Source organism: Desulfobacter vibrioformis DSM 8776, from assembly GCF_000745975.1.
Taxonomy (GTDB): domain Bacteria; phylum Desulfobacterota; class Desulfobacteria; order Desulfobacterales; family Desulfobacteraceae; genus Desulfobacter; species Desulfobacter vibrioformis.
Genome location: NZ_JQKJ01000043.1, coordinates 1 through 20,420, shown reverse-complemented (window position 1 = coordinate 20,420; position 20,420 = coordinate 1). Strand labels below are relative to the sequence as shown.

The 20,420-nt window shown below is 49.6% G+C and carries 15 protein-coding genes; 4 read left to right on the top strand and 11 right to left on the bottom strand.

Annotated elements, in window-relative coordinates:
* Window positions 1-38: 38 nt before the first annotated feature.
* The 11 genes from Q366_RS17885 to Q366_RS17830 all read right to left on the bottom strand — a co-directional run bounded on the left by Q366_RS17885 (window position 39) and on the right by Q366_RS17830 (window position 15,938).
* Complete coding sequence (locus Q366_RS17885) at window positions 39-1,256, bottom strand: efflux RND transporter periplasmic adaptor subunit (protein WP_035241749.1); 1,218 nt, start codon at window positions 1,254-1,256, stop codon at window positions 39-41.
* Window positions 1,253-2,686 (bottom strand): TolC family protein, encoded by a 1,434-nt coding sequence (locus Q366_RS17880; RefSeq protein ID WP_169742992.1) that lies wholly within the window; start codon window positions 2,684-2,686, stop codon window positions 1,253-1,255. Before Q366_RS17880 ends, Q366_RS17885 begins: the two co-directional genes overlap by 4 nt.
* On the bottom strand, window positions 2,670-3,626 hold the full coding sequence (locus tag Q366_RS17875) for a DUF2860 family protein (RefSeq protein WP_169742991.1): 957 nt from the start codon (window positions 3,624-3,626) through the stop codon (window positions 2,670-2,672). Before Q366_RS17875 ends, Q366_RS17880 begins: the two co-directional genes overlap by 17 nt.
* A 292-nt stretch (window positions 3,627-3,918) precedes the next feature.
* On the bottom strand, window positions 3,919-7,632 hold the full coding sequence (locus Q366_RS17865; RefSeq protein ID WP_035241738.1) for an SIS domain-containing protein: 3,714 nt from the start codon (window positions 7,630-7,632) through the stop codon (window positions 3,919-3,921).
* Window positions 7,595-8,995 (bottom strand): penicillin-binding transpeptidase domain-containing protein, encoded by a 1,401-nt coding sequence (locus tag Q366_RS17860; RefSeq protein WP_035241735.1) that lies wholly within the window; start codon window positions 8,993-8,995, stop codon window positions 7,595-7,597. Before Q366_RS17860 ends, Q366_RS17865 begins: the two co-directional genes overlap by 38 nt.
* Window positions 8,996-9,041: 46 nt before the next feature.
* Window positions 9,042-10,952, bottom strand: coding sequence for a methionine--tRNA ligase (gene metG / locus Q366_RS17855; protein ID WP_035241733.1), 1,911 nt, complete (start codon window positions 10,950-10,952; stop codon window positions 9,042-9,044).
* The gene (locus Q366_RS17850) at window positions 10,949-11,761 is read right to left on the bottom strand and encodes a PSP1 domain-containing protein (RefSeq protein ID WP_035241730.1); all 813 of its coding nucleotides are present in this window, start codon (window positions 11,759-11,761) and stop codon (window positions 10,949-10,951) included. The genes metG and Q366_RS17850 overlap by 4 nt, the downstream gene beginning before the upstream one ends.
* 13 nt (window positions 11,762-11,774) lie before the next feature.
* Window positions 11,775-12,755 (bottom strand): DNA polymerase III subunit delta', encoded by a 981-nt coding sequence (gene holB, locus Q366_RS20520; RefSeq protein WP_245620007.1) that lies wholly within the window; start codon window positions 12,753-12,755, stop codon window positions 11,775-11,777.
* A gap of 63 nt (window positions 12,756-12,818) precedes the next feature.
* Window positions 12,819-13,094, bottom strand: coding sequence for an HU family DNA-binding protein (locus Q366_RS17840; protein WP_035241727.1), 276 nt, complete (start codon window positions 13,092-13,094; stop codon window positions 12,819-12,821).
* A gap of 88 nt (window positions 13,095-13,182) precedes the next feature.
* Window positions 13,183-13,707: a UpxY family transcription antiterminator gene (locus Q366_RS17835; protein ID WP_035241724.1), complete on the bottom strand. Its 525-nt coding sequence runs from the start codon at window positions 13,705-13,707 to the stop codon at window positions 13,183-13,185.
* Window positions 13,704-15,938, bottom strand: coding sequence for an LPS-assembly protein LptD (locus Q366_RS17830; protein ID WP_035241721.1), 2,235 nt, complete (start codon window positions 15,936-15,938; stop codon window positions 13,704-13,706). Before Q366_RS17830 ends, Q366_RS17835 begins: the two co-directional genes overlap by 4 nt.
* Window positions 15,939-16,056: 118 nt before the next feature.
* Between Q366_RS17830 and Q366_RS17825 the strand changes: the two genes are divergently transcribed.
* The 4 genes from Q366_RS17825 to Q366_RS21820 all read left to right on the top strand — a co-directional run bounded on the left by Q366_RS17825 (window position 16,057) and on the right by Q366_RS21820 (window position 20,248).
* Window positions 16,057-18,333, top strand: a complete 2,277-nt coding sequence (locus Q366_RS17825) for a cysteine synthase (protein ID WP_035241718.1) — start codon at window positions 16,057-16,059, stop codon at window positions 18,331-18,333.
* A gap of 21 nt (window positions 18,334-18,354) precedes the next feature.
* Window positions 18,355-19,329, top strand: a complete 975-nt coding sequence (locus tag Q366_RS17820) for a hypothetical protein (protein ID WP_035241715.1) — start codon at window positions 18,355-18,357, stop codon at window positions 19,327-19,329.
* Window positions 19,330-19,442: 113 nt separating this feature from the next.
* Window positions 19,443-19,631, top strand: coding sequence for a ferredoxin family protein (locus tag Q366_RS17815; protein ID WP_035241712.1), 189 nt, complete (start codon window positions 19,443-19,445; stop codon window positions 19,629-19,631).
* A gap of 134 nt (window positions 19,632-19,765) precedes the next feature.
* Window positions 19,766-20,248 (top strand): hypothetical protein, encoded by a 483-nt coding sequence (locus Q366_RS21820; protein WP_035241709.1) that lies wholly within the window; start codon window positions 19,766-19,768, stop codon window positions 20,246-20,248.
* The last annotated feature ends 172 nt before the right edge of the window (window positions 20,249-20,420 follow it).

Here is a 20,420-nt window from a genome sequence, read left to right as displayed (position 1 = left end):
GCAAATTCATACACTTTTTATGGGAGCAACAGAACCGATTAGACCTGGGCGTAAATTTGAACGAAAACATAAAGTTGCCAAAAGGGAGCATCATATGAATTTAAAACCTTGCCGTTAACTTTATGACATTGGGCGTTGGGTGAGACGGCAATGGCAAGTCCTTTGTCCGTATTCTGCGGGTTTTGAATATAGACCACGCCTTCCCCGTAGAATACCGGTTGTGCCTGAATGGAACCTAACCGGTTATCAGCATCCACGAACCAAATCAATCCTTGTTGGGTCAATGCGTTTTCGGGAATGCAAAGCAGGTTCGGGATGTCCCGGCCGGACATTTCGGCCCGGACAAAAGTACCGGGCAGCAGGGGCGGCGTCTGGTCCAGGGGCTGTTTTACCTGAAGGAAAAGGGTGTGCAGACGCGACCGCGAATCAAGGCGTTGGGCGTCCCTTACCACGCGCGCCTGCCAGGATGCACCTGTCTGGGGAGAGACAAGGCGCACAGTCATTTGCTCCATTTCCTTGCCAAGCAATTCCTGCTGGGCAGCAGCCACATACACACTGACTTCCATGGTCTGCACGCCCCAGAGCGTACAAATCTTGTCGCCGGAAAAGAGCGTTTCCCCGGGATTGACCTGGCGTTCGAGGACAATGCCGTCAAATGGGGCGCTGATCCGGGTGTACGAGCGCTCCTGTTTTGCATTGGCAACCGCGTCCTGGGCCGCCTTAAGCGCGGCGCGGGACGCTTCCAGTTGCGGTTTGCGCAGCACCAGGGACGAGGATGGTGCTTCCTTGATGCCGGAGCGCTTCCAGTTTCGCTGGGCCTCCTGCGCTTCCCGTTCCTCTTTCAGCAAGTTGAGCCTGCACTGGGCCGCCTGGCTTTCGGTTTCACTGACCTTGGCCTCGAATGAGGTCTTGTCGATTTTTACAATCAGTTCTCCTTTCTTAATCAGATTGCCCGGCTGAAGCTGATTTGAAATATACAAAACCGCTCCGCCAACCCGCGCCTTGACGCTTGACTGCCACAGAGGCTGTGCTTCCCCCAGGGCAGTAATCCGCGCCGGATAGGAGGATGGTTTGATTAATGTAATCGTTACCGGCATGCCGGATAATACCGGGCCTGCATCCGGATCGTCTATTCCGGCAGACACTTTTTCCGGTTTTGTCTTGAAAAAAAGGGCTGTTCCGGCGGCACACAAGAAAAGCGTGACGATAAAAATGATCCATTTATTTGTTCGTAGACGGCTAAACATGTTGCTCATGGGTTATCTCCGATCCCTGCGCCAACCGCCAAGGCCAAATCAATACGGTTTCCAAGCCGATCCGCCTTTAACTGGTTCAGGCGCATCTTAACTGTCATCTCCTGTTCCCGGGCAATGAGCAGGCTCTGGATGCTGTCCAGTCCCTGCCGGTAACGGTAAACATAATAGCGGCTGCTTTTTTCCGATTCTTCCACGGCAGACCCAAGAGCGACTATTTGGACGGCCAGTTCTTTTTCAAGGGTCAATGCGTTTTCAACTTCGGAAAGCGAGCGCAGGACGATTGCATGCAGGTCCTCAATGGCGGCCATGGCTTCCGAGTGTTTGGCCCGTGCTTCGTCCCGCAGCCGGCCTCCCTGGAACAAGGGTTGAAAAAGAGATCCCAGCACGCCCCAATAGGTCGTGGCGCTGCCGATGTCGGAAATACGCGTGCCGGTCCGGAAAATCTCGCCAGACAGGCTGAGCAAGGGAAGCCGGGCCTTGTCTGCGGCCCGGGCCAGGTTGCGGGCGGCTTCCACCCGGGCCAGCCCCGCCTGGATATCCGGCCGAAGCGATAGGGCTGCGGCCGGCATGTCCACAATCGGCATGGGCAAGGTTGGCCACTCTTTCCCCGAAGATAATTGCCCTCCGGGGTATCGTCCCAAAAGAATTTCAAGGGCGCGCACCGAACGGTCAAGGTTTGCCTGCCGCGTACTCAGATCTGCTCTGGCGATTTGCGTTCGGCTTCTGGCTGTGGAATATTCGTCCAGGCTTCCGAGACCATCCCGGTAGCGCTGGATCAGTACCGCTTCGATGTGCTGTAAAACAGCCAGCCGTTCCTCTTCAATGCCCTTTGCGCGGCGGTCAGCTAATTGGTTGATCCAGGCCTGAATGGTCCGTGCGGCCAGGGCATCCCGGGCCTGAAGGAAATCCTTTTCCTTTGCCGTTACTTCCTGTTTTGCCGCCGAGTATTCGTTGGCCAGACGTCCCCACATATCAATTTCCCAGCTCACATTTGCAGATATTTTGTGGTAAGTCTGGGGTTCCGTTCTTCCGGTATTGTCATTATTCCCCTGATTATTTCTGCCCCTGGAAATACCAGCCTCGACCTTGGGCAGCATTTGCGAACGGGGCCTGCCGAGCAGGAATCCTTCGGCCTTGAGCCGCAGGGCGGTGGCCCTGAGATCCGGATTGTTGTTCATGGCTTCATGAACCAGGGCCTTTAGTTCCGGCAAGTCGATGAGCCCGAGCAGGTTCGATGCAATGGGCAGGTCATCAACACAAACCCGGGTGGCCCAGGTTTGTGGAAGATCCTCCGGCAGGGTGATCTGGGCTTGTCTTTTCGTCAGGGTACATCCCGCCAGGCTTATGCTTATGGTCAGGGCTAAAAGTCCCAGGGCGAAGATAGCCCGGGTTTTTGCGGGTGGATCATGCTTGTCAAAAGCTGTAGCCAATTCCGGCTCCCACCAGGAGTGCATCGCTGTCATAAAAATGAATATTGGCATCCCTGCGGTCATAGGTGATGACGCAGTTAATGGAAAAACCGGACCATCCAAAAGGCTCCGCAAAAGAGATGAGTTCACTCACCGCGTACCCCTTTTCCTCGCGGGTTTCGTGGAAAACAGGATGCATCTTGTCAAATTCCTTTTGGCTAAAGGAAAGCGAGGTTGCAAAATTCCACGAGCCCATCTCCAGTGTGTGTGCCAACGAAATCTGGGCCTCTTTGCTGGAATTGCTGTCACCGTCGCGGTTGTCTATTTTCACGCCAAGACAAGGGATAATCATCTGGTTTTCTCCCAGAGGAAAGGCATAGCTCAGTGCGGTCGTCACCATGGTTCCATCCCGTTTCAATTCCTGATACTGGCTGCCAATCAAATCATCATCCACTTTGTAACGGGTTCCCGTAAGCGATGCCGTGGCGCCTGATCCCGCGATTTCCTGTAGTTGCAGACCAACAGTATAGGCGGTTTCATCGGTCTCCTCCCGTTCGACGCCCACCAGAAACGGATCCTTCCACACCTCCTTTTCTCCGAATCCAAAGGAGGCCTGAAAGGTGCCTATATGTTCCAGAGCCTGATCCACAGTCAAAGATACCGCGGATATTTCCGTACACTTTTGGTTTCCCAATGAAATTTTGGTGCCAGTGCTGACGATATTGTAGCCCAATTCGCCCATAATGAGCACAATTCCTTCTGATTCCCGTGTTGCCCGCTCATCCAGGGAGTTGATCCTCTTGTTGTCATCCGTTACGTCCAACTGGCTGGGTTTTCCGGAGGTCCATCCTCCGCCAATGGCGATGCTGCCGAAAAAACCGCCTTTTTCCTGTTCATCGGGTTGCGCCAAGGCGAGTGCCGGGAAAAAAGTCAGTAGCAGTACATACCAAACATGATTCATTCTCATTATTACCATCCTTGTTTAAATTTTATTAACGCCACCCGCCACCAATGGCAGGCAATTTAATTACAAGGGTAGGGTACGAAAAATGGGACAACAGGTCTGTTGACTTTTTGTAGCTGTTTGTAAGCAAATGTACCGGGTCTTAAAATCCGGCGTTTTTTGGGCTGATTTAATGTTGACCCCGGGCCTTATGCGTGTGAAATTGACAATAAAATATTCATTGAACCGGGAAAATGCCAGACCGCGGCTCAAACGCGTCCACCTTACTGCATATTTGCCGTGCAGCGGATCAATCCAGTTTTTCAACAATCGCCGCCACAGCCCTTTCAGCCGTGGCACCGAACAGGGTTTCAATGTCCACAAGGTTGAGGTATTTATCATCCCATGCCACATTTTTACTTTCAAGAATCCAGTCCTTAAGCCGGGTGTATTTTCCGCCCAGGGCTTTTATTTTCTTCAACAGGGTAACTTCTTGGGTGGATTTAAAGGCAATGTTTAAAGACAGAAGAAATTCAATGATGTTGGGTGACGTCGGTGAAGATGAAAGCACCGGAATCACAAGAATGCTTCTGTTGTCTTTCCGGCCTTTCCCGATATATACGTTGCCTTCTCTGACAATGATGTTCTTTGTGCCCTTGAGCCGGTGATCTGTTTCCACCCTGGAAGATTCATTGGCCAGAATGCCTGTTTTGGATACTACATCAATGCGGGTGTCTGTGGTTACTTTTCCCAAAAGGCTTAAGCCGGTGATGCGGTAGAGCAGTGCGCCTTTAACTTCGGATATGATTTCCTGCAGGTTTTTAAGGACCAGTACATTGGTATTGGTAATCAACGGAATCTGGATGTTATGTTCAGCCAGGGCATCAAATAAAATGCCTTCAAAGCGTTCACTGATCCGGCTGGTGCCCACGGTAACTGTTTTGGCCTGGTGCTTGATGGCATCCACGGGCCGGGCCATGATATTAATGGCCTGGTTCATGGTGGTAAAAAAGGTGGACAGCATATTGGGCGGGGTGCCTTTGACGCCAAAATCCATTTCAAAATCCGACACCGGCAGCCTGCCGGACAGATATTTAAGCAGCAAGGTGATGTTGGAAACCGTGTTCAGGCCGATGGCACTGGGAAATTCCCCCTGGCGCCTTTTCTGGGAAAACTGATTGTAAAACGCTGCCACGGTTTCCGTAAATTTGTTGTCCAGCAGCACTTCGTAATCATCATGACCCAAGCGCTTGAACGCTTCAATGGTATCTTCTATTTTCAGCCGTTCCTCATAGAGAAATTTTGATTTGTCATTGATGGCCAGCGCTGCATAGTAACCCCATATATGCCCCACAAGGGTATTGAGAATGGGGGCAAAATGTTCCTGGACTTCAGGAATTTTGAATACGGCCTTGGCGTATAAATCAAACCGGTCTTCGCCCTGGGTGGTGATCACAATGGGACAGGCTTTGTGGGCATGGAAAATGGCTGTGTCCTTGATGATGTCCCCAAGCACGCTTTCCCTGGTACCGGCGGCACAGATAATGATCAATGGCTCGCTTGACAGGTCAATATGTTTTTTGTCCTCAACAAAATCCGAGGAGATGGTTTTGTAGCACAGTTCCGACAGTTTGATCCTGATCTCGTCGGCAGATGTTTTGTTGGCACCGGAACCGACTGTGGCCCAGTAATTTTTGGAAATGGCCAGGCGGTCCGCGCACGCCTTAATCTCTTCGCGCATGCCAAGCACGGTTTTCATTTTTGCCGGCAGTTCCAGCAGCGCCCGAATCTGCTCGTTGATATATTCTTCATTTCTGGCATTGAGCAAGGCAGCCAGGTGCAGCCCGAGTAACGCCCCGGCCGTAATCTGGGAGTAAAATGCTTTGGTGGAGGCCACGGACATTTCAATGTCCCGGCCGGAGCTGGTGTATAATACGCCGTCTACCTTAAAGGTGAGATCCGAATCCCTGCGGTTGACAATGGCAAGGCATCTGGCACCGTGGGCCCGGACCATGTCCACGGTCCGGTTGGTGTCTGTTGTGGTGCCGGACTGGCTGATGGCCACAACCAGGGTGTCTTCCATGGCTGTGGTGTTTTCCCCTTCGCAGCCGATACTGAATCCGGAAAGCTCAGACGCTTTCTGGGCACGAATATCCATGGATTTTCCCCCCAGGTAATGGGTAAGAAGATCCGCACATCCCTGGGCCGCTATACCGGCGGTACCCTGGCCAATAAAATATATTTTTTTAATTTTTCCGGACCGTAAATCTTCTTCCAGTTGCGGTGGAATAATGGTCCTGTTCAGATTGACATTGAGAAGCCCTGAACCCGGATTCTGTTTGAATTTGTTTTCCAGGGTTTTTTCAACGGATAAAGGTGCTTCAGATATCTCTTTGAGGAAATAGTGGGGATACCCCTGGCGGTCAATGTCCCTGGAGGTGATCTGGCTTGTGAGCACATCCTCCCGGGTCAGGGTGATGGGCTGATTGTCATAGTAAAAGGAGCGTATACCTTCAATGCCGCCGGCACTTCTCTGGTCCAGGATCACGATCTGGCCCTTTTCTTCGCCGTTGAGTTTGATGTAGTGGCGGGTTTCCTCCACCACCCCGTATAATTCGGATGCCGCAATGTAATGGTCCGGGGCAATCCCCACAAAAATAGCCTGGCCACTGCCTTTCTGGGCTAAAAATAATTTGCCGGGCGCAAGGTCTGTGTGCATGGAAATGGCATGGGACCCCTCAAATTCATTGACCGCCAGACGGAACGCCTCCTCAATGGGCGCACCCATTTTCAGGTGGTGTTCAATCTGCAACGGGATCAATTTGGTGTCCGTTGTGATCTGGGGGGAAATTTTATCGTACCGGGCCTCGTACTCGGTTTTCAGTTCCAGGTAATTGTCAATATCTCCGTTGAGACAGACATGGATGATCCCGTTCTGGACGCCCCCGGCATCTGTGGGTGTATTGTCCAAAGGATGGCAGTTGGCCTCGGTGATATCACCTACGGATGCCCACCTTGTATGGGCCGAAACCGATGACGCCAAAGGGGCAAATTCAGAAAGCGCCTGGAGAAGGTGGTCATTTTTAATCTGATTCCTGATAAAAGCGATATTGTCGCCAAGGGCACCGATCTCAGCGGCGAATTTGTAAACAAAACAGATGGTAATCTGGCTTGGGACACCAGGTCTGCGGATTTCATTGATCGAGATGGTGTTGTTTGACAGAATCTGGCGGTTGCTTCTGTTTTTTAAGCCTTTGGCGATTTCTTTTGTTTCCAGAACGCTTTTGTACGTTGAAAATTGCTTTTCATCCAGGGTGCACAGCACTGAAATGCCTGCCGAGTCCCGTCCTCTGACCTCCAGGCGGTCAAGGCTGTTGAGTACGGCATTGATCCGTTTGAAAAGCGCGATGCCTGCAGGGTTGTTTTGCTTCTCTATACCCGGGGCCAGATGTTCAATGGCCCCAATATTGTCAAGAACTTCTTTTTTCAGGCACCAGAGAATATCCTTGAGCCGGTCAATATAATCTGCGGCAATCTCCACCTCGGGCGCGGATAAGCTGGCTGTGGCAGATTTGAATCTTTGGACTTCATCCCTAAGAAATTCTTCAATATCTTTGGCAATTCCGGACAGTTTGCAGATTTTTTCCCGGTTATAAAACAGGGATGCAAAAATTGTTTCCTGCTTAAGGCTCTGGGCATGGTCAAACAGGGTGGATAAAAATTCTGCGCCCCCCAGGTAATCTTTTGAAACCATTGGGGGGGTGTTTTCGGAAAACGGGCCAAGACAATTCTGTGAAAGGGTTTCAATGCCCTTGGACAGAAATTCTATATCATTTTTACAGGCAGGCCCTTTAAAGGCCACAAGGGCACAGATCCCGCAGCCCAGGGTGCAGCCGGTGTCGGGGAAGAAGAGTAAGGTGTTCTCCTTTACCGATGATAACGGTTTGCCCATGTCCACATTGATCTGTGCGATCTGTTTAAGATAATTAGAAATCTGTGTTAAAAGATTGCCTGGCCGTTTCATATGTACCCTCCTTGGGTTTGACTTCGCTGAAGTAGGTTTTCAACATGTTTTTTGCATGGATGCATGCCCGGGTTCCGATATATTTGCCGTGCCCCACCACCACTGCGACAATCAATGTCTCTTTTGTGGTTTTCTGTTGTCCGAATCCTGTGAACCAGTCATATCTGATTGTATTTTCCCGGTTGGACAGGGAGCCGGTTTTCCCGCCGATCACCAGATTGGATAATACCTTATCCCGTGAATAGCCCCTGAACGATTTTCTGGCTGTGCCGCCTGATATGGTCTTTTTCATAAGTCTCATCATGATGGCGGCTGTTTCAGGGCTGATCGGTGTTTTATATATCTCTTTGGTGCTTTTATAGAGCTTGTCCTGGTTTGAGTTGGATATCCTGTCCACAAGACGGGGGACAATGCTTTGTCCCTTGTTCACCACAGCTGAAACCATAGTCATGGCAAATACAGGTGAAATCCGGGTATCTCGATTAAATCCGCATCCAAGTTCTGCTAAATGGTAATCACTGCCTGTGGCGGAAAAATGGGGAGCTGGAAAATCAAAATCCGTATCCGGACTCTGATTAAAACCAAACTCCTGGGAAAAATCGTTAAGCACTGTTTTGCCCAGGGCAAGTTGTCCGAGTTGGCCGAATACAGGGTTGATGGATTCGGCAAAGGCTGTCTCCAGGGTAACCTGATGGGTATATTTTGTTTTTTTCTTTGTTAACTGCTGTTTGTACAGGGTGTATTTCCTGCCGTTAAAATAGAGGGGGGTGGTGGCTGTGTAATTTAATTTTTCCACGGCAGCAGATGCGGTGACAATTTTGAAAAGACTGGCCGCCGGATAGATGGCCGATGTGCAGGGGAGGGTGGCCGGACTGTTCGGATTAAATCCGGCCATGGCTTTTATGAATCCGGTGCTGGCGTCCATGGCCACCATCCCGATGAGTTCGGGTTTGCCCCGGTCCAGGGTTTTAAGGTGGTCCAGCGTACGGATCAGTTCTGCCTGGAGGCGCGTGTCCAGTCGGGTGTGGATGGTGTATGTCCAGGACGGGCCTTCAGCAAAGAAAAGGTCTGTTTGTGAATTAAGAATATCCATGTTTTGGACCAGGGCTTTGACGTCAGATTTTTCAAGGTGCTTGGGCGGGGCAGGCTTACTTGAGACCTTGTCCGGTTTGGGGGAAAGCAGCCGGTCACCGATCTTGGGTACGGTGTGGACCCCAACCCAGAGCAATGCTGCGGCTGCGGCACCAAGGCAGAGAAAACCTGCAATTTGGCGTATACGCCTGATCATGACCTGTTTTTTTGTCTGCTGGAGATAGCCTGTCTGAAGTTCACGCCAGGAACGTTCTCTTTTAATAGAATGCAAAACAATATCTCAAAATATTAATTATGTCTGCTTGCCGATGCAGGGATTATTTAATCTGGCTGCCGGGCTTAGGACTGCCGTTGAATCCGGAAAGAATAAGATCCTTTTTCACACTTGCCGCAAGTATCATGCCTTGGGACAACTCACCCATAAGTTTTACGGGTTTCAGGTTGGCAACGACAATGACCGCTTTGCCCACTAGGTCTTCGGGGGCATAGGATTTTCCGATGCCAGCCACAATCTGTCGGGTCTGGGCCCCTAAGTCCACTTGAAGTTTGAGCAGTTTGTCCGATTTTTCAATCCGTTCTGCAGACAGAATTTTGCCGGCTCTCAGGTCTATTTTTGAGAAATCCTCAATGGTGATCTCTTCTTTTAATGCCGGTTTAAACGGTTTGGGTGCCGGGGGGGCATCTTCTTTTTTTTCAACTTCCACCCGGGGAAAAAGAATCCGGGGCTTTGACAGGGTTGCGCCGCATGGGATCTGACCCCAGGGCCGGATGGCATCCAGGGAGAAAAACCCTTTTTCAGGCAGCCCAAGGCCAAGGGCCACCATGATTTTACCGCTGGTTTCCGGCATGACCGGCCAGATCAGTCCTGCCACAAAGCGAATCCCTTCCAGAAGTTCATACAGGACCGTACCCAGGTCGCCTGTGCGTGCCGGGTCTTTGGCCAGGGCCCAGGGTTCATTGGCAACAATGTATTTATTCATGGTTGACACCAGGTCCCATACGCTTGCAAGGGCTTTATGAAACTGGCACTCTGCCATGGCAGCCGTGTATCCTTCCAGGGCTGCTGCTGCCTCGGGTTCAAGGCTTAAGCCTTTGTCTGAATCCCCAGACTGCCCCTGGATGATGCCTTTGAAATATTTGTGGTTCATGGACAGCACCCGGGAAAACAGATTGCCCAGGTCATTGGCAAGATCTGAGTTGATCCGTGAAATAATAACATCTTCGGTGAAATTGGCGTCCAGACCAAATACCATCTCCCGCATCAGAAAATATCTGAACGCATCCACGCCGAACTTTTCTGTTACCTCCACAGGGTCGGTGACATTGCCGATGCTTTTTGACATTTTAGAGCCCTGGACATTCCAGAATCCATGGACGTTCAGCCCATTGTATGTCTCAATGCCGGCTGCCTTAAGCATGATGGGCCAGTAAATCCCGTGGGGCTTGATAATGTCCTTGGCCACAAAATGCCGGGTGGATGGCCAGAATTTTTTGAACCTCTCCCCGTCAGGGTATCCAAGGGCCGTGATATAGTTGACCAGGGCGTCAAACCATACATAGGTGACATAGTCTTCATCAAAGGGCAGGGTGATGCCCCAGGTCAGCCGGGTTTTGGGCCGGGAGATGCACAGGTCTTCCAAAGGTTCCTTGAGAAATGAGAGAAGTTCCTTTCTGTACTGTTCGGGCCGGATAAAGTCCGGGTGGGTTTCGATGTGCGCAATGAGCCAGTCCTGGTACTTGCTCATTTTAAAGAAATAGTTTGATTCCTTGATGGTTTCCGGCACAGTGCCGTGGTCCGGGCACTTGCCGTCCACAAGCTCGCGCTCCTGGTAGAATCTTTCACACCCGAAACAGTAAATGCCCTCATAACTTGAAAAATAGATGTCCCCTTTGTCGTAAATCGTGGACAGGACTGATTTTACCACCTCAATGTGCTGGGGATCGGTTGTACGGATAAAGTGGTCGTTTTCGATATTGAGCAGGGGCAGAACATCCTGGAATCGTTTGCTGATTTTATCTGCGTAAGCCTTGGGTGTGGTGTTCTCCTTTTCCGCAGCCTGAACGATTTTATCCCCGTGTTCATCCGTTCCTGTTAAAAAAAAGGTGTCTGTGCCTTCCATCTTTTTAAACCGGGTGGCTACATCTGCTGCAATGGAGGTATAGGCATGGCCCAGGTGGGGTTTGGCATTCACGTAGTAAATGGGCGTGGTATAGTATTGACAAGTCATTGAGATGGGTTTCCTGTGTTTTCTTTTTTCAGTTGGGACAGACATATTTCCTTTTCCGTGCGGTCATCAAGTCTGACAGTGACACTTTGTCTGAGAACATTCTGGCGGACTACCTTGCCTTTGATATCTTCAACCATAATGGTTTTGCCCAGTTTAGGCATTTTTTTCTTTAAATGGCGGTAGGTCTCATCTTCAAAGGTCAGACAGCACATCAGGCGGCCGCACACCCCTGAGATTTTAGTGGGATTCAGGCTCAGTCCCTGCTCCTTTGCCATTTTAATGGACACCGGATCAAAGGTATGCATAAAAGAGGAACAACACAGTTCCCTGCCGCATTTACCCACACCGCCCACATGCTTGGACAGATTTCGGATACCGACCTGGCGCATTTCAATACGGATGGAGAATTCTTTGACCAGAAGTTTGATCAGTTCCCTGAAATCAATCCTGCCGTCCGCCGTATAAAAAAATGTCAGCTTGTTTCTGTCAAAGGTGCTTTCCACACTGAACAGGTTCATGAAAAGGTCCAGGTCTTTTATGCACTGAATGCAGTATTCATGGGCCCGCCGTTCCAGTACTTCAAGTTCCGTGCGCTGGCTGAAATCCTCCGGGGTGGCCTTTCTGACAATATCTTTTAACGTATTTTCATCTTTGTCTTTTTCCCGGGTCGGGACGGCAACGATGCCGAATCCTAACCCCTGTTCTGTTTCAACAATCACCCGGTCTCCTAAATTCACGACCAGGGCGTTGCTGTTGAAATCGTATATTTTACCTGCGGTTTTAAATTTAACGCCGGCAACATTTACCATAAAATTGGGTCCCTTATTCAAATACAGACAATGAAAGGAAAAACCGGTCAAGGATCAGTCTTGTGCCGCTGTTGGATTCCAGTCTTTTTTCCGTCTCATGAAACAGTGTCATCCATGTTAACATCCGGACGTATGAATGCATCGCACTAATATCTTTAAATGCGCTTAAAAAATCAAGGTTAACTATTTTATCCGGCATGTATTTTAATATGCAAAAGTCTCTGAATACGGTTCGGACCACTGTCATGGCATCATGAATATGTTCCGGGCGGGCTGACAGCAGCCGGGATAAATTAAGGCTTTTAAAGATCCTTTGATGCTGGGGTACGGTCAGTAATCCGCAGAGCTCTTTGATCAGCCATGGCCGCAGCAGCATCCAGTCAGGCGCATCCCCTTTGTATAGTCCTGAAAGGCGCAGGGCCTGATCCAGGTCGCTTCCGGCCGTACCACTGATAATGTCGGCGGTTCCGGGATCAAGCCCGTATTGTGTGCATAAAATCTTTTTGATTTCGAGGGCTGCAAGGGCCTGGAAGTCAATGCGCCGGCACCTGGATAAAATGGTGGACAACAGGGGGGTGGTCTGCGCTGCGGCAAGGATGAAAAATGTGCGGTGCGGCGGTTCTTCAAGCATTTTGAGAAGGGCGTTCTGGGCCTGGGGATTCATCAGGTCTGCCTGACGGATGCACACCATCCTGAACGCTGCTTCATTGGCACGGGATGCGATGATTCGGCCCATGTCCCGGATTTGGGAAATGGTGATCATCTTTTTGTTTTCAGCCGGATCAAGAAAGATCATGTCCGGATGCATGCCCGCAGATATTTTCTTGCATGACGCGCAGATATTGCACGGCCGGCCGGTGTCTGCACGGCAGTTGCAGGCCTTTGCAAAAAAAAGCGCAGCCTGTTTTTTGCCGGTTCCCCGGGGCCCGTAAAAAAGAAGGGCATTGGGGATCCGGCCGGTCTGAACAATATGGGTTAATTCAGATAATGGCAAAGACCACGGAAGGGCTTCCCGGTTTGTTTCGGAAGGTGCAGGATGCATATCAGATACATGGGACTAATAATCAACCCGCTCTTTGAGCTCTTTGCCGCATTTGAAAAACGGCAGGCGTTTGGGCGGGATGTCTACTTTTTGTCCGGTTTTGGGGTTTCTGCCCACATAGCTCTTATACTCTTTGATATGAAAGCTGCAAAGCCCTCTTATCTCGACCCGTTCGCCCTTGACAAAGGCGTCTGACAGGGAGTCAAAAAATATTTTTATTACGTCGGCTGCTTCTGATTTGGTCAGGTTGGCCCGATCTTTCAATGTGGAAATCAATTCAAGTTTATTCATGGAACCTCAAATATATTAAACAGCTAAAAAGTTTTTCCAGTTTTCCAGTCCAGGGGTTTTAATGAATATGCATCAAAAAGTCAAGGGCTTATGACAGCAGGTCCGGAATTTTCTCAACCTTGTCAGAATCCACCTCCACGCCGGCGTATCTGCCTAACAGGTCTATTTTGACAATGACCCTGCCCCTGCCCTTATGTTCAAAGAAATCTCCTTTCAGCCCTGCCATTGGGCCTTCAAGGATGATCACCGGATCTCCTTTTTTAAGTTTAATAATACTGCCTGTAACCAGATTCTGGGTTGCGGAAGTCAAAAGTTTGAGCGAGTCAATCTGATATTCGGGCACGGGCAAGGGGCCATCACGGTTTCCTAACAGCCTTACCGCACCCAGGGTTTTTAAAATCGGCAGCTGATCCACCGGAGCCATGGTGGATTTGACAAACACATACCCTGGAAACAAGGGGGTTTCTATCATAAGCTTGCGGTCCTTCCTCTTGCTGGGCTTTCTTGTTGTGGGCAGGAACGCATCAATTTTTTTTTTGCAGATATTGGAATACACGGTTTGCTCGAAATTGCTTCGGGTCAGCAAGGCAAACCAAAGAGCGTTGTTTTTCATTTTGTGCCGAATTCGCCTATACCTTTCAGATTCACCATGAAGGCAAAGGATTTGTCTGCCGATTCATCTGTAAATTTCAGGTTCACTCCCCAGCATGGCCGGTTGATGAAAATGCCGATACCTGTCTCAACGGTTTTCTGGTCTTCAAGATCGTTTTCAACAAAGTAATAGGCACCCAGGGTATCTGGAACCAGATTTGTGCTGATTTTCGTTTTCCAGGTATGTGAATACTCTTTCGAATATCGATAGGACATGTTAAGGCTATCTCCTCTTGTATCTGATATCGTGCCTCCGATTTGGATTTTAGTGAAATGGCTGTTATTGGGATCAAAGGCTATGGTGCCGTTTGATCTCAGATATTCCAGCGGATTTAACTCATATTTAAATGTCAGGTCCTGCCAGGGGTCGTCTTCGGCATCATCCCCGTCCTCTTCATACCGGATGTCATAGCCCTGGGAGAGCCTGAACCAGAAAAGTTCTTTGTATTCCCTGGATTCTTCCCCGTTTTCATCCGTTATGGTATGCCTGGAGGTGAATGTGTGGGTCAAAGACCAGGTAATGATGTTTTTTTCTGAAATATCATCTATGTCGTCAAAGTAGGGCAGATCTTCCTGGTCCACAAAGGGGATATAATTATATTCCAGCCTGGGTACAATCTTGTGTTGGATTTTTTCGGCAAAATTCGTGTCTAATGTGAACACACGGTTAAGGGTTGTTGACAGGTCCATGCCCATTTCATAGAGCCCCCGGTTTCTGGCGCTGGAATTATCCCCGTCGCGGTCAGTGAAATCATCTGCATCCCATAAGGTTCCCCTGACACCGGCATAGGGCTCCAGAAAAAATGCCTTGCCCAATTTCATGGGATAATAAAATACCGGATGAATGTCTGCCCTTCGTCCGGTAATCTCTGTATTGGTGGTGTCCTGGCGGTAAAAGGACTTTAATTCGGAATCCATTTTATAATAGAGCCCGGTTTGTCCGATCTGCTGGCGGGCGGCAAAAAATTCAACCGAGGGCAGGGTCTGCAGGGTGGTGTCATCTGTGTCTGTTTGCCGGGCCTCGACATTATCATACCAAAGGGCCTGCAAGTTCATGCTGTAAGCGTCCCAGTTTTTTGTGACAAGCAGGCTGTTTTTTCTGATCTCTTCGTCCGCTTCATCCAAGTCCCTGCCAAACATCTGTTCAAAAGCACCATCTGTACTGTCAAAACCTGCGAAGCCGGTTCCAAAAGTTCGCAGATAATCCATATCAGACACATAATCAATGTCCAGTTTGGCGTTAAAACCATACCCCAGTTCCTGGTCTGACTTCATTCGCAACCAGTACCTGTCATGGTTGGTGCGGTCAGGTGTGGCGGAAATATTGTAATCTTGGTTTTCATCCGCGGCGTCTCCAATGGTGTCATCATCAAGATAGCTCATCATCATCATGCCTTTGGATTCCGGGGACAGTACATACCTGTATTCGCCGGAGAGCATCACGCCTCTGTCCGACATATAGTGGGGATACAAGGTCGCGTCGGTATTGTCTGAAAGCGCTAAAAACAGCGGTTGCTGGTATTCAAATCCCATGTCGTCTGAAAATCCTGCCATGGGCATCAAAAGTCCGGTCTGGCGTGTTGTTTTGGCCGGAAATATAAAATAGGGCGCATAAAGGGCGGGCATTTTTTTTGCCCAGAAGATGGCATTGCTGGCATGGCCGTACCCGTCAACGGTCACCTGAATCTCTTTTCCCGTAATTTTCCAGTCCGGGGTTTCCCCCTGGCAGGTGGTGATGGATCCTTTTTCGGCATCATAGGTAAACGCGCCGGTTTTTCGAAGTTTATCCCCTGAAATATAATAGTTGCCGTCCTGGATGAATATGGTGCCCTGGCTGATCGTGCCTGTTTCCGAGCTCAGGTTGACATTCATGGATTTGCAGGTAATGGTGTCCTTTCCTGAAATAAACAGGACATTGCCTTTGGCAAAGGCGTCTTTGGTGATATCTGAAAATTCGACATAATCCGCTTCCAGGCGCGTTTTTCCCCCGGTGATCACCACCTGGTTTTCCGCAATGTAAAGCTTGCGTTTATTTTCGTAGCTCACCTGCCGGGCCTGGATGTGCCAGGACACCTTCTCGGTGGGCATGGTCGCGGAGAAACCAAGGGCCTGGCCGCAAAGAAATACAATGGCGGCCTGGACAATACCCAGGACGATACATATCTGCCACAGCGTTTTTTTACATGAAACCATACGGAAAAATGGTCCTGTTTAATAAATTGCGCATCAAATAAAATTACTGTATAAAGCCATTTTGTACTTGAAAAGTCAAGGCCGGTGCGGAAATTGGCCCGGCAAAGAGAGGATACGCATGTATGCCAGCATTATTGATTCAATCGGCAACACCCCCCTTGTAAAAATTCAGACACTTAATTCCGTGCCGGGTGTCACCATCCTGGCCAAACTTGAATACATGAACCCGGGCGGGTCCATCAAGGACAGGGCTGCTTTGTATATGATCAGCCAGGCCGAGGCTGACGGTGAGCTGACGCCTGAAAAGACCGTCATTGAAGCCACTTCCGGAAATACGGGAATCGGCCTGGCCATGATCTGTGCGGTCAAGGGCTATAAACTGGCCCTGGCCATGTCCGAAAGCGCCAGTGAAGAACGAAAAAAAATACTCAAAGCCCGGGGTGCCCGGATTATTCTTACCCCCCGGCACCTGGGATCGGACGGGGCCATTGAAGAGGCCTACCGCCTGGCCAGGGAATACCCGGACAAATATTTCCTTACGGACCAATATAACAATGAGGCCAACTGGAAAGCCCATTACCACACCACAGGGCCTGAAATCATGGCCCAGACCAACGGCCAGGTGGATGCGGTGGTGGCGGCTGTGGGCACCTCGGGGACACTCATGGGCCTGTCAAGGTATTTCAGGGATCAGGGCCATCATGCCCGGGTGATCTGTGCCGAACCCTATCTAGAACACGGTATCCAGGGCCTTAAAAATATGAAAGAGTCTTATACCCCTGGAATTTTTGACAAAACCCTGCTGGATGACAGCGTCCACATTGATGATGAAACGGCTTTTGAGACGGCCCGGAAACTGGCAGCAAAAGAAGGCCTTTTTGTGGGCATGAGTTCCGGTGCGGCCATGGCCGTGGCCCTTGACCATGCCAAGGGTCTTCAAAACGGGGTTATTGTTGTGATTTTTCCGGATTCCGGCGAACGCTATCTGTCCACCGAGCTTTTCAGCGTGAAGAAGAATATTCACCTTACCGTCTACAATTCCCTGGGTGGGAAAAAAGAATCCCTGAATCCCCAGGGGGACAAGGAAGTCGGTGTTTACACCTGCGGTCCCACGGTACACCGGCGGCTGGATATTACCCATTTCCGCCGTCATGCGTTTACGGACCTGCTCATCCGCTACCTTGAATACCAGGATGTAAAAGTCAGACATATCGTTAATATTACGGATTATGACGATAAAACCATTGAAGGGGCACGGCAGGCGAAAACCACCCCCCAGGATTTTACCCAGCCCTTTATTGATGCCTTTCTGACGGATCTGTCACGGCTTGGCATGAGGCCGGCCCAGGCCTACCCCAGGGTGTCTGAACATTTTACGGAAATGACGGATCTGACCAGGAAACTGCTTGTCAATGACCATGCCTATGAAAAGCTTCATTCCGTATACTTTGATCTGGCAAGCTTTGGGGATTACGGCCGCCTTTCCCGGGTGGACGTCAACAAGATCCGGGTGGGGGCCACGGTTGACCTGGATGAATATGAAAAGAACAATCCCAAGGACTTCACTCTTCTCAAGCGGGTGAAGCTGTCGGAACTTAAGCAGGGTGTGGGCGTTAAAACGGAATGGGGCAATGTCCGTCCCTCACTTCATCTGCAGTGCGCTGCCATTGCCTCAACCTTCCTTGGCGCAGAGTTTGACATCCATACAGGCTCAAGGGAGCTTATGTTCCCCCACCATGAAAACGAAATTGCCATTGCCGGGGCTGCCGGTGGTTCTTTTGCCAGGGTGTGGATGCATTGCCACCCGGTGCAGTATGACGGATCCCTGGATACGGATGATATCTGGTCTCTGACCCTGGACCGGCTGGTTGATATGGGATGGGACGAGAAAACCATTCGCTTCTGGCTGCTGTCCGCCCATTACAGAAAATCTTTGCTGTTATCCAGAAAAAGTCTGGATGATGCCAAAACCGTTCTTTCCCGGATCAACCGGTGCATTGAATCCCTTGGTCATGTGTCAGGGCAGTCCAATGAAGAGGAGATTGCGCAGATTACCTATGATCTGCGCCAGGGCATGATGAATGCCATGGCAAGCGACCTCAAGGTTCCTGTCCTGATATCCGGTCTTTTGTCCAGCGTGAAGCGCATCAACCGGCTTGTCGTTGAGGATCAGGTGGGACCGGGGGGCGCCGCGCGCCTGCTTAACTGTTTTAAAGATGTGGATGCGGTGCTTAATATTTTTGATTTCAGCAGAAAGGGTCTGTATTCGTCAGCGGTGACCGCGCTCATGGCTGAACGGGATAAGGCCCGGCAGCAAAAAGATTTTAATACAGCGGACAGGATCCGGAAACAACTGGATGACATGGGGATCCTGTTACATGATCATAAGGTATAAAATTGGAAGGTGTATAATGTTATGATAAATTTTTATTTTTTCCCGTTTACCTTTATGGATGCCCGTCAGGCAAGGGTCCTGTCCTGTTTTTTCAACAGGTTTAAAATTTTAGATATTCACGGCGGGGCTGTGTTACCCGAGCCCATGGCCGGCCTGGCGGCCAAAGGAACGCTTACGCGGGTCCAACTTGATAAGGAAAAACTTGTTCTATCGCAACAAAAGGTCCGCGCCTACCTGGACTGGGCCGCCATTCATAAGGGCAATGAAAAAAATCTTCGGGCGTTGATTCGTGAAAACGTGTTTTTTAAAGATGATTCAGGTGTGGCTGCCATCCGGGCCGACATCCGTAACAGGACAGTTTCCCAAGAACCTTGTGAAACAACCGCCGGGGACAGCATTGATTCACTTGTTTGTCTTAAACTTGCAGATATCCATGACCGGGAATCCCAGGACATCCAGGCTGCGCTGGATGCCCTGAATCAGGAAAAAGCGGCACTTTTTGCCGAACTTAAAGGGGATGGAGACATGTCCCTGTCAACGGGCCATACCCAGACGCCTGAACCGGGCCAGGCCATGACTGACAAAAGAATAAAGGCCTGGCTTGGGGCGGCTGTTGATGCAAAACTTTTTGACCAGGGCGATATCCCGATTCTGATTACCACCAGCAGGGCTGTGATGGATGAATTTTTGACCGGTGCGGGCAAGGCGATAAATGCCCTTGACATTGATTCCATAAAAGTGCATGAAAACGATTGTGAATTCATAACAAAATGGCATCTTAAGATAAATGCAATCCTGGCGCAGATGGCGCAAGGGGAGCAGATGGCTGAAGGCCTGGGGCCTGAGCCCGAAGAAAAATATTTTGGGGATGCCGCCCAAAGTCCTGTAACCGGTCGGATTCAAATCCGGTTTTTCCCGGGACTTAGGTATGTGAATTTAACTAAAAAAAATCCAGGCGGACAAATCGGCGTATGTCTGGTGGAATTAAACTCATAAAAAAGCTTGTTTTAGCAAAAACATTGTTGTAAAAGCGGGTGCTGAATCAGGTTATAATCATTTAAAAAATGAGTTTATAAAATTTTATTATTAATTTTTTAAGGAGGTTTGAAATGGCTTTTAACCCGGTAGTTGATCAGGCAAAATGTGTAGGTTGTGAAGAGTGCGTTGATGTATGTCCTGCAGAAGTATTTGAAATGGAAGACGGAAAATCCAATCCCGTCAATGCAGAAGAATGCATGGGCTGCGAAAGCTGCGTGGAAGTTTGTGAAGAAGACGCCATCATCATAGAAGAAGATTAGCAAGAAACTAGGAACAAGATACAGGAAACAAGAGGGCGAAGTGCCTTTGGTGTCTTTAGTTTCATTATAGCAAAAGCAAATGCCGGGTTGTCCTTCAAGGTTGCCCGGCATTTTTTATTCTCCACAGGGTGTTTATGCATTTAAATTCTGGCAGGTATTTCAGCGGTAAAGCCATTTGCCAGGCTCTGATTTCAAATCGCCTGATCTCTTCGAATCAGGCAAAGGATTTACTTAGCCGGGAGCGTGAGATAAAAGAGAAACTTGTCGCACAAACCAGTGGCAATACCACTGAAAACAGGCAAAGGGCATTTTCCGCCATCTCTTTCATTGATGTGCTGGTCCATTTGAATCTGAACCGGCTGGACAAACCTGACAAAGTGATTGATGAAGATCTGATTTTTAAAACCCTGGCCGATTCCTGGCACTTGCCATATAAAAAAATTCTGGCTATAACGGATTTGGGGGTACGTGCCTGTAACCTCCCAATGATGCCGATGTCAGCAAGTTTTGGAGCCAGTTTTCATGATAGCTGGATTTGTTTAGCCACTCTGCCGGACTTTTCAATCCATCGTGATTTTTTATCGTTTTTGGGTTGCATGGAGCAAAATTGTGGATAAGCGCCCACCCCCTGATGCTCAGTTCCGCAGAAGCCAAACTCCCATGAAAGTAAAACGCAGAATTCAGGTGTCGGTCCATTCTCTGCATCAGCCTGTCGACCATATTGCTGGTTCGGAGGCATCCTGGAAGATCGTAGGCCTTTGAATACATTGGGAGGTTTTCCTTCAATTT

What these genes read in the sequence shown, in the direction of transcription:
- Q366_RS17875 (WP_169742991.1), bottom strand. Translation starts at nt 3,626, where the DNA reads ATGAATCATGTTTGGTATGTACTGCTACTGACTTTTTTCCCGGCACTC.
- Q366_RS17815 (WP_035241712.1), top strand. Translation starts at nt 19,443, where the DNA reads ATGGCTTTTAACCCGGTAGTTGATCAGGCAAAATGTGTAGGTTGTGAA.
- Q366_RS17835 (WP_035241724.1), bottom strand. Translation starts at nt 13,707, where the DNA reads ATGAAAAACAACGCTCTTTGGTTTGCCTTGCTGACCCGAAGCAATTTC.
- Q366_RS17830 (WP_035241721.1), bottom strand. Translation starts at nt 15,938, where the DNA reads ATGGTTTCATGTAAAAAAACGCTGTGGCAGATATGTATCGTCCTGGGT.
- Q366_RS17885 (WP_035241749.1), bottom strand. Translation starts at nt 1,256, where the DNA reads ATGAGCAACATGTTTAGCCGTCTACGAACAAATAAATGGATCATTTTT.
- Q366_RS17850 (WP_035241730.1), bottom strand. Translation starts at nt 11,761, where the DNA reads ATGGTAAATGTTGCCGGCGTTAAATTTAAAACCGCAGGTAAAATATAC.
- Q366_RS17840 (WP_035241727.1), bottom strand. Translation starts at nt 13,094, where the DNA reads ATGAATAAACTTGAATTGATTTCCACATTGAAAGATCGGGCCAACCTG.
- metG (WP_035241733.1), bottom strand. Translation starts at nt 10,952, where the DNA reads ATGACTTGTCAATACTATACCACGCCCATTTACTACGTGAATGCCAAA.
- Q366_RS17820 (WP_035241715.1), top strand. Translation starts at nt 18,355, where the DNA reads ATGATAAATTTTTATTTTTTCCCGTTTACCTTTATGGATGCCCGTCAG.
- Q366_RS17825 (WP_035241718.1), top strand. Translation starts at nt 16,057, where the DNA reads ATGTATGCCAGCATTATTGATTCAATCGGCAACACCCCCCTTGTAAAA.
- Q366_RS21820 (WP_035241709.1), top strand. Translation starts at nt 19,766, where the DNA reads ATGCATTTAAATTCTGGCAGGTATTTCAGCGGTAAAGCCATTTGCCAG.
- Q366_RS17865 (WP_035241738.1), bottom strand. Translation starts at nt 7,632, where the DNA reads ATGAAACGGCCAGGCAATCTTTTAACACAGATTTCTAATTATCTTAAA.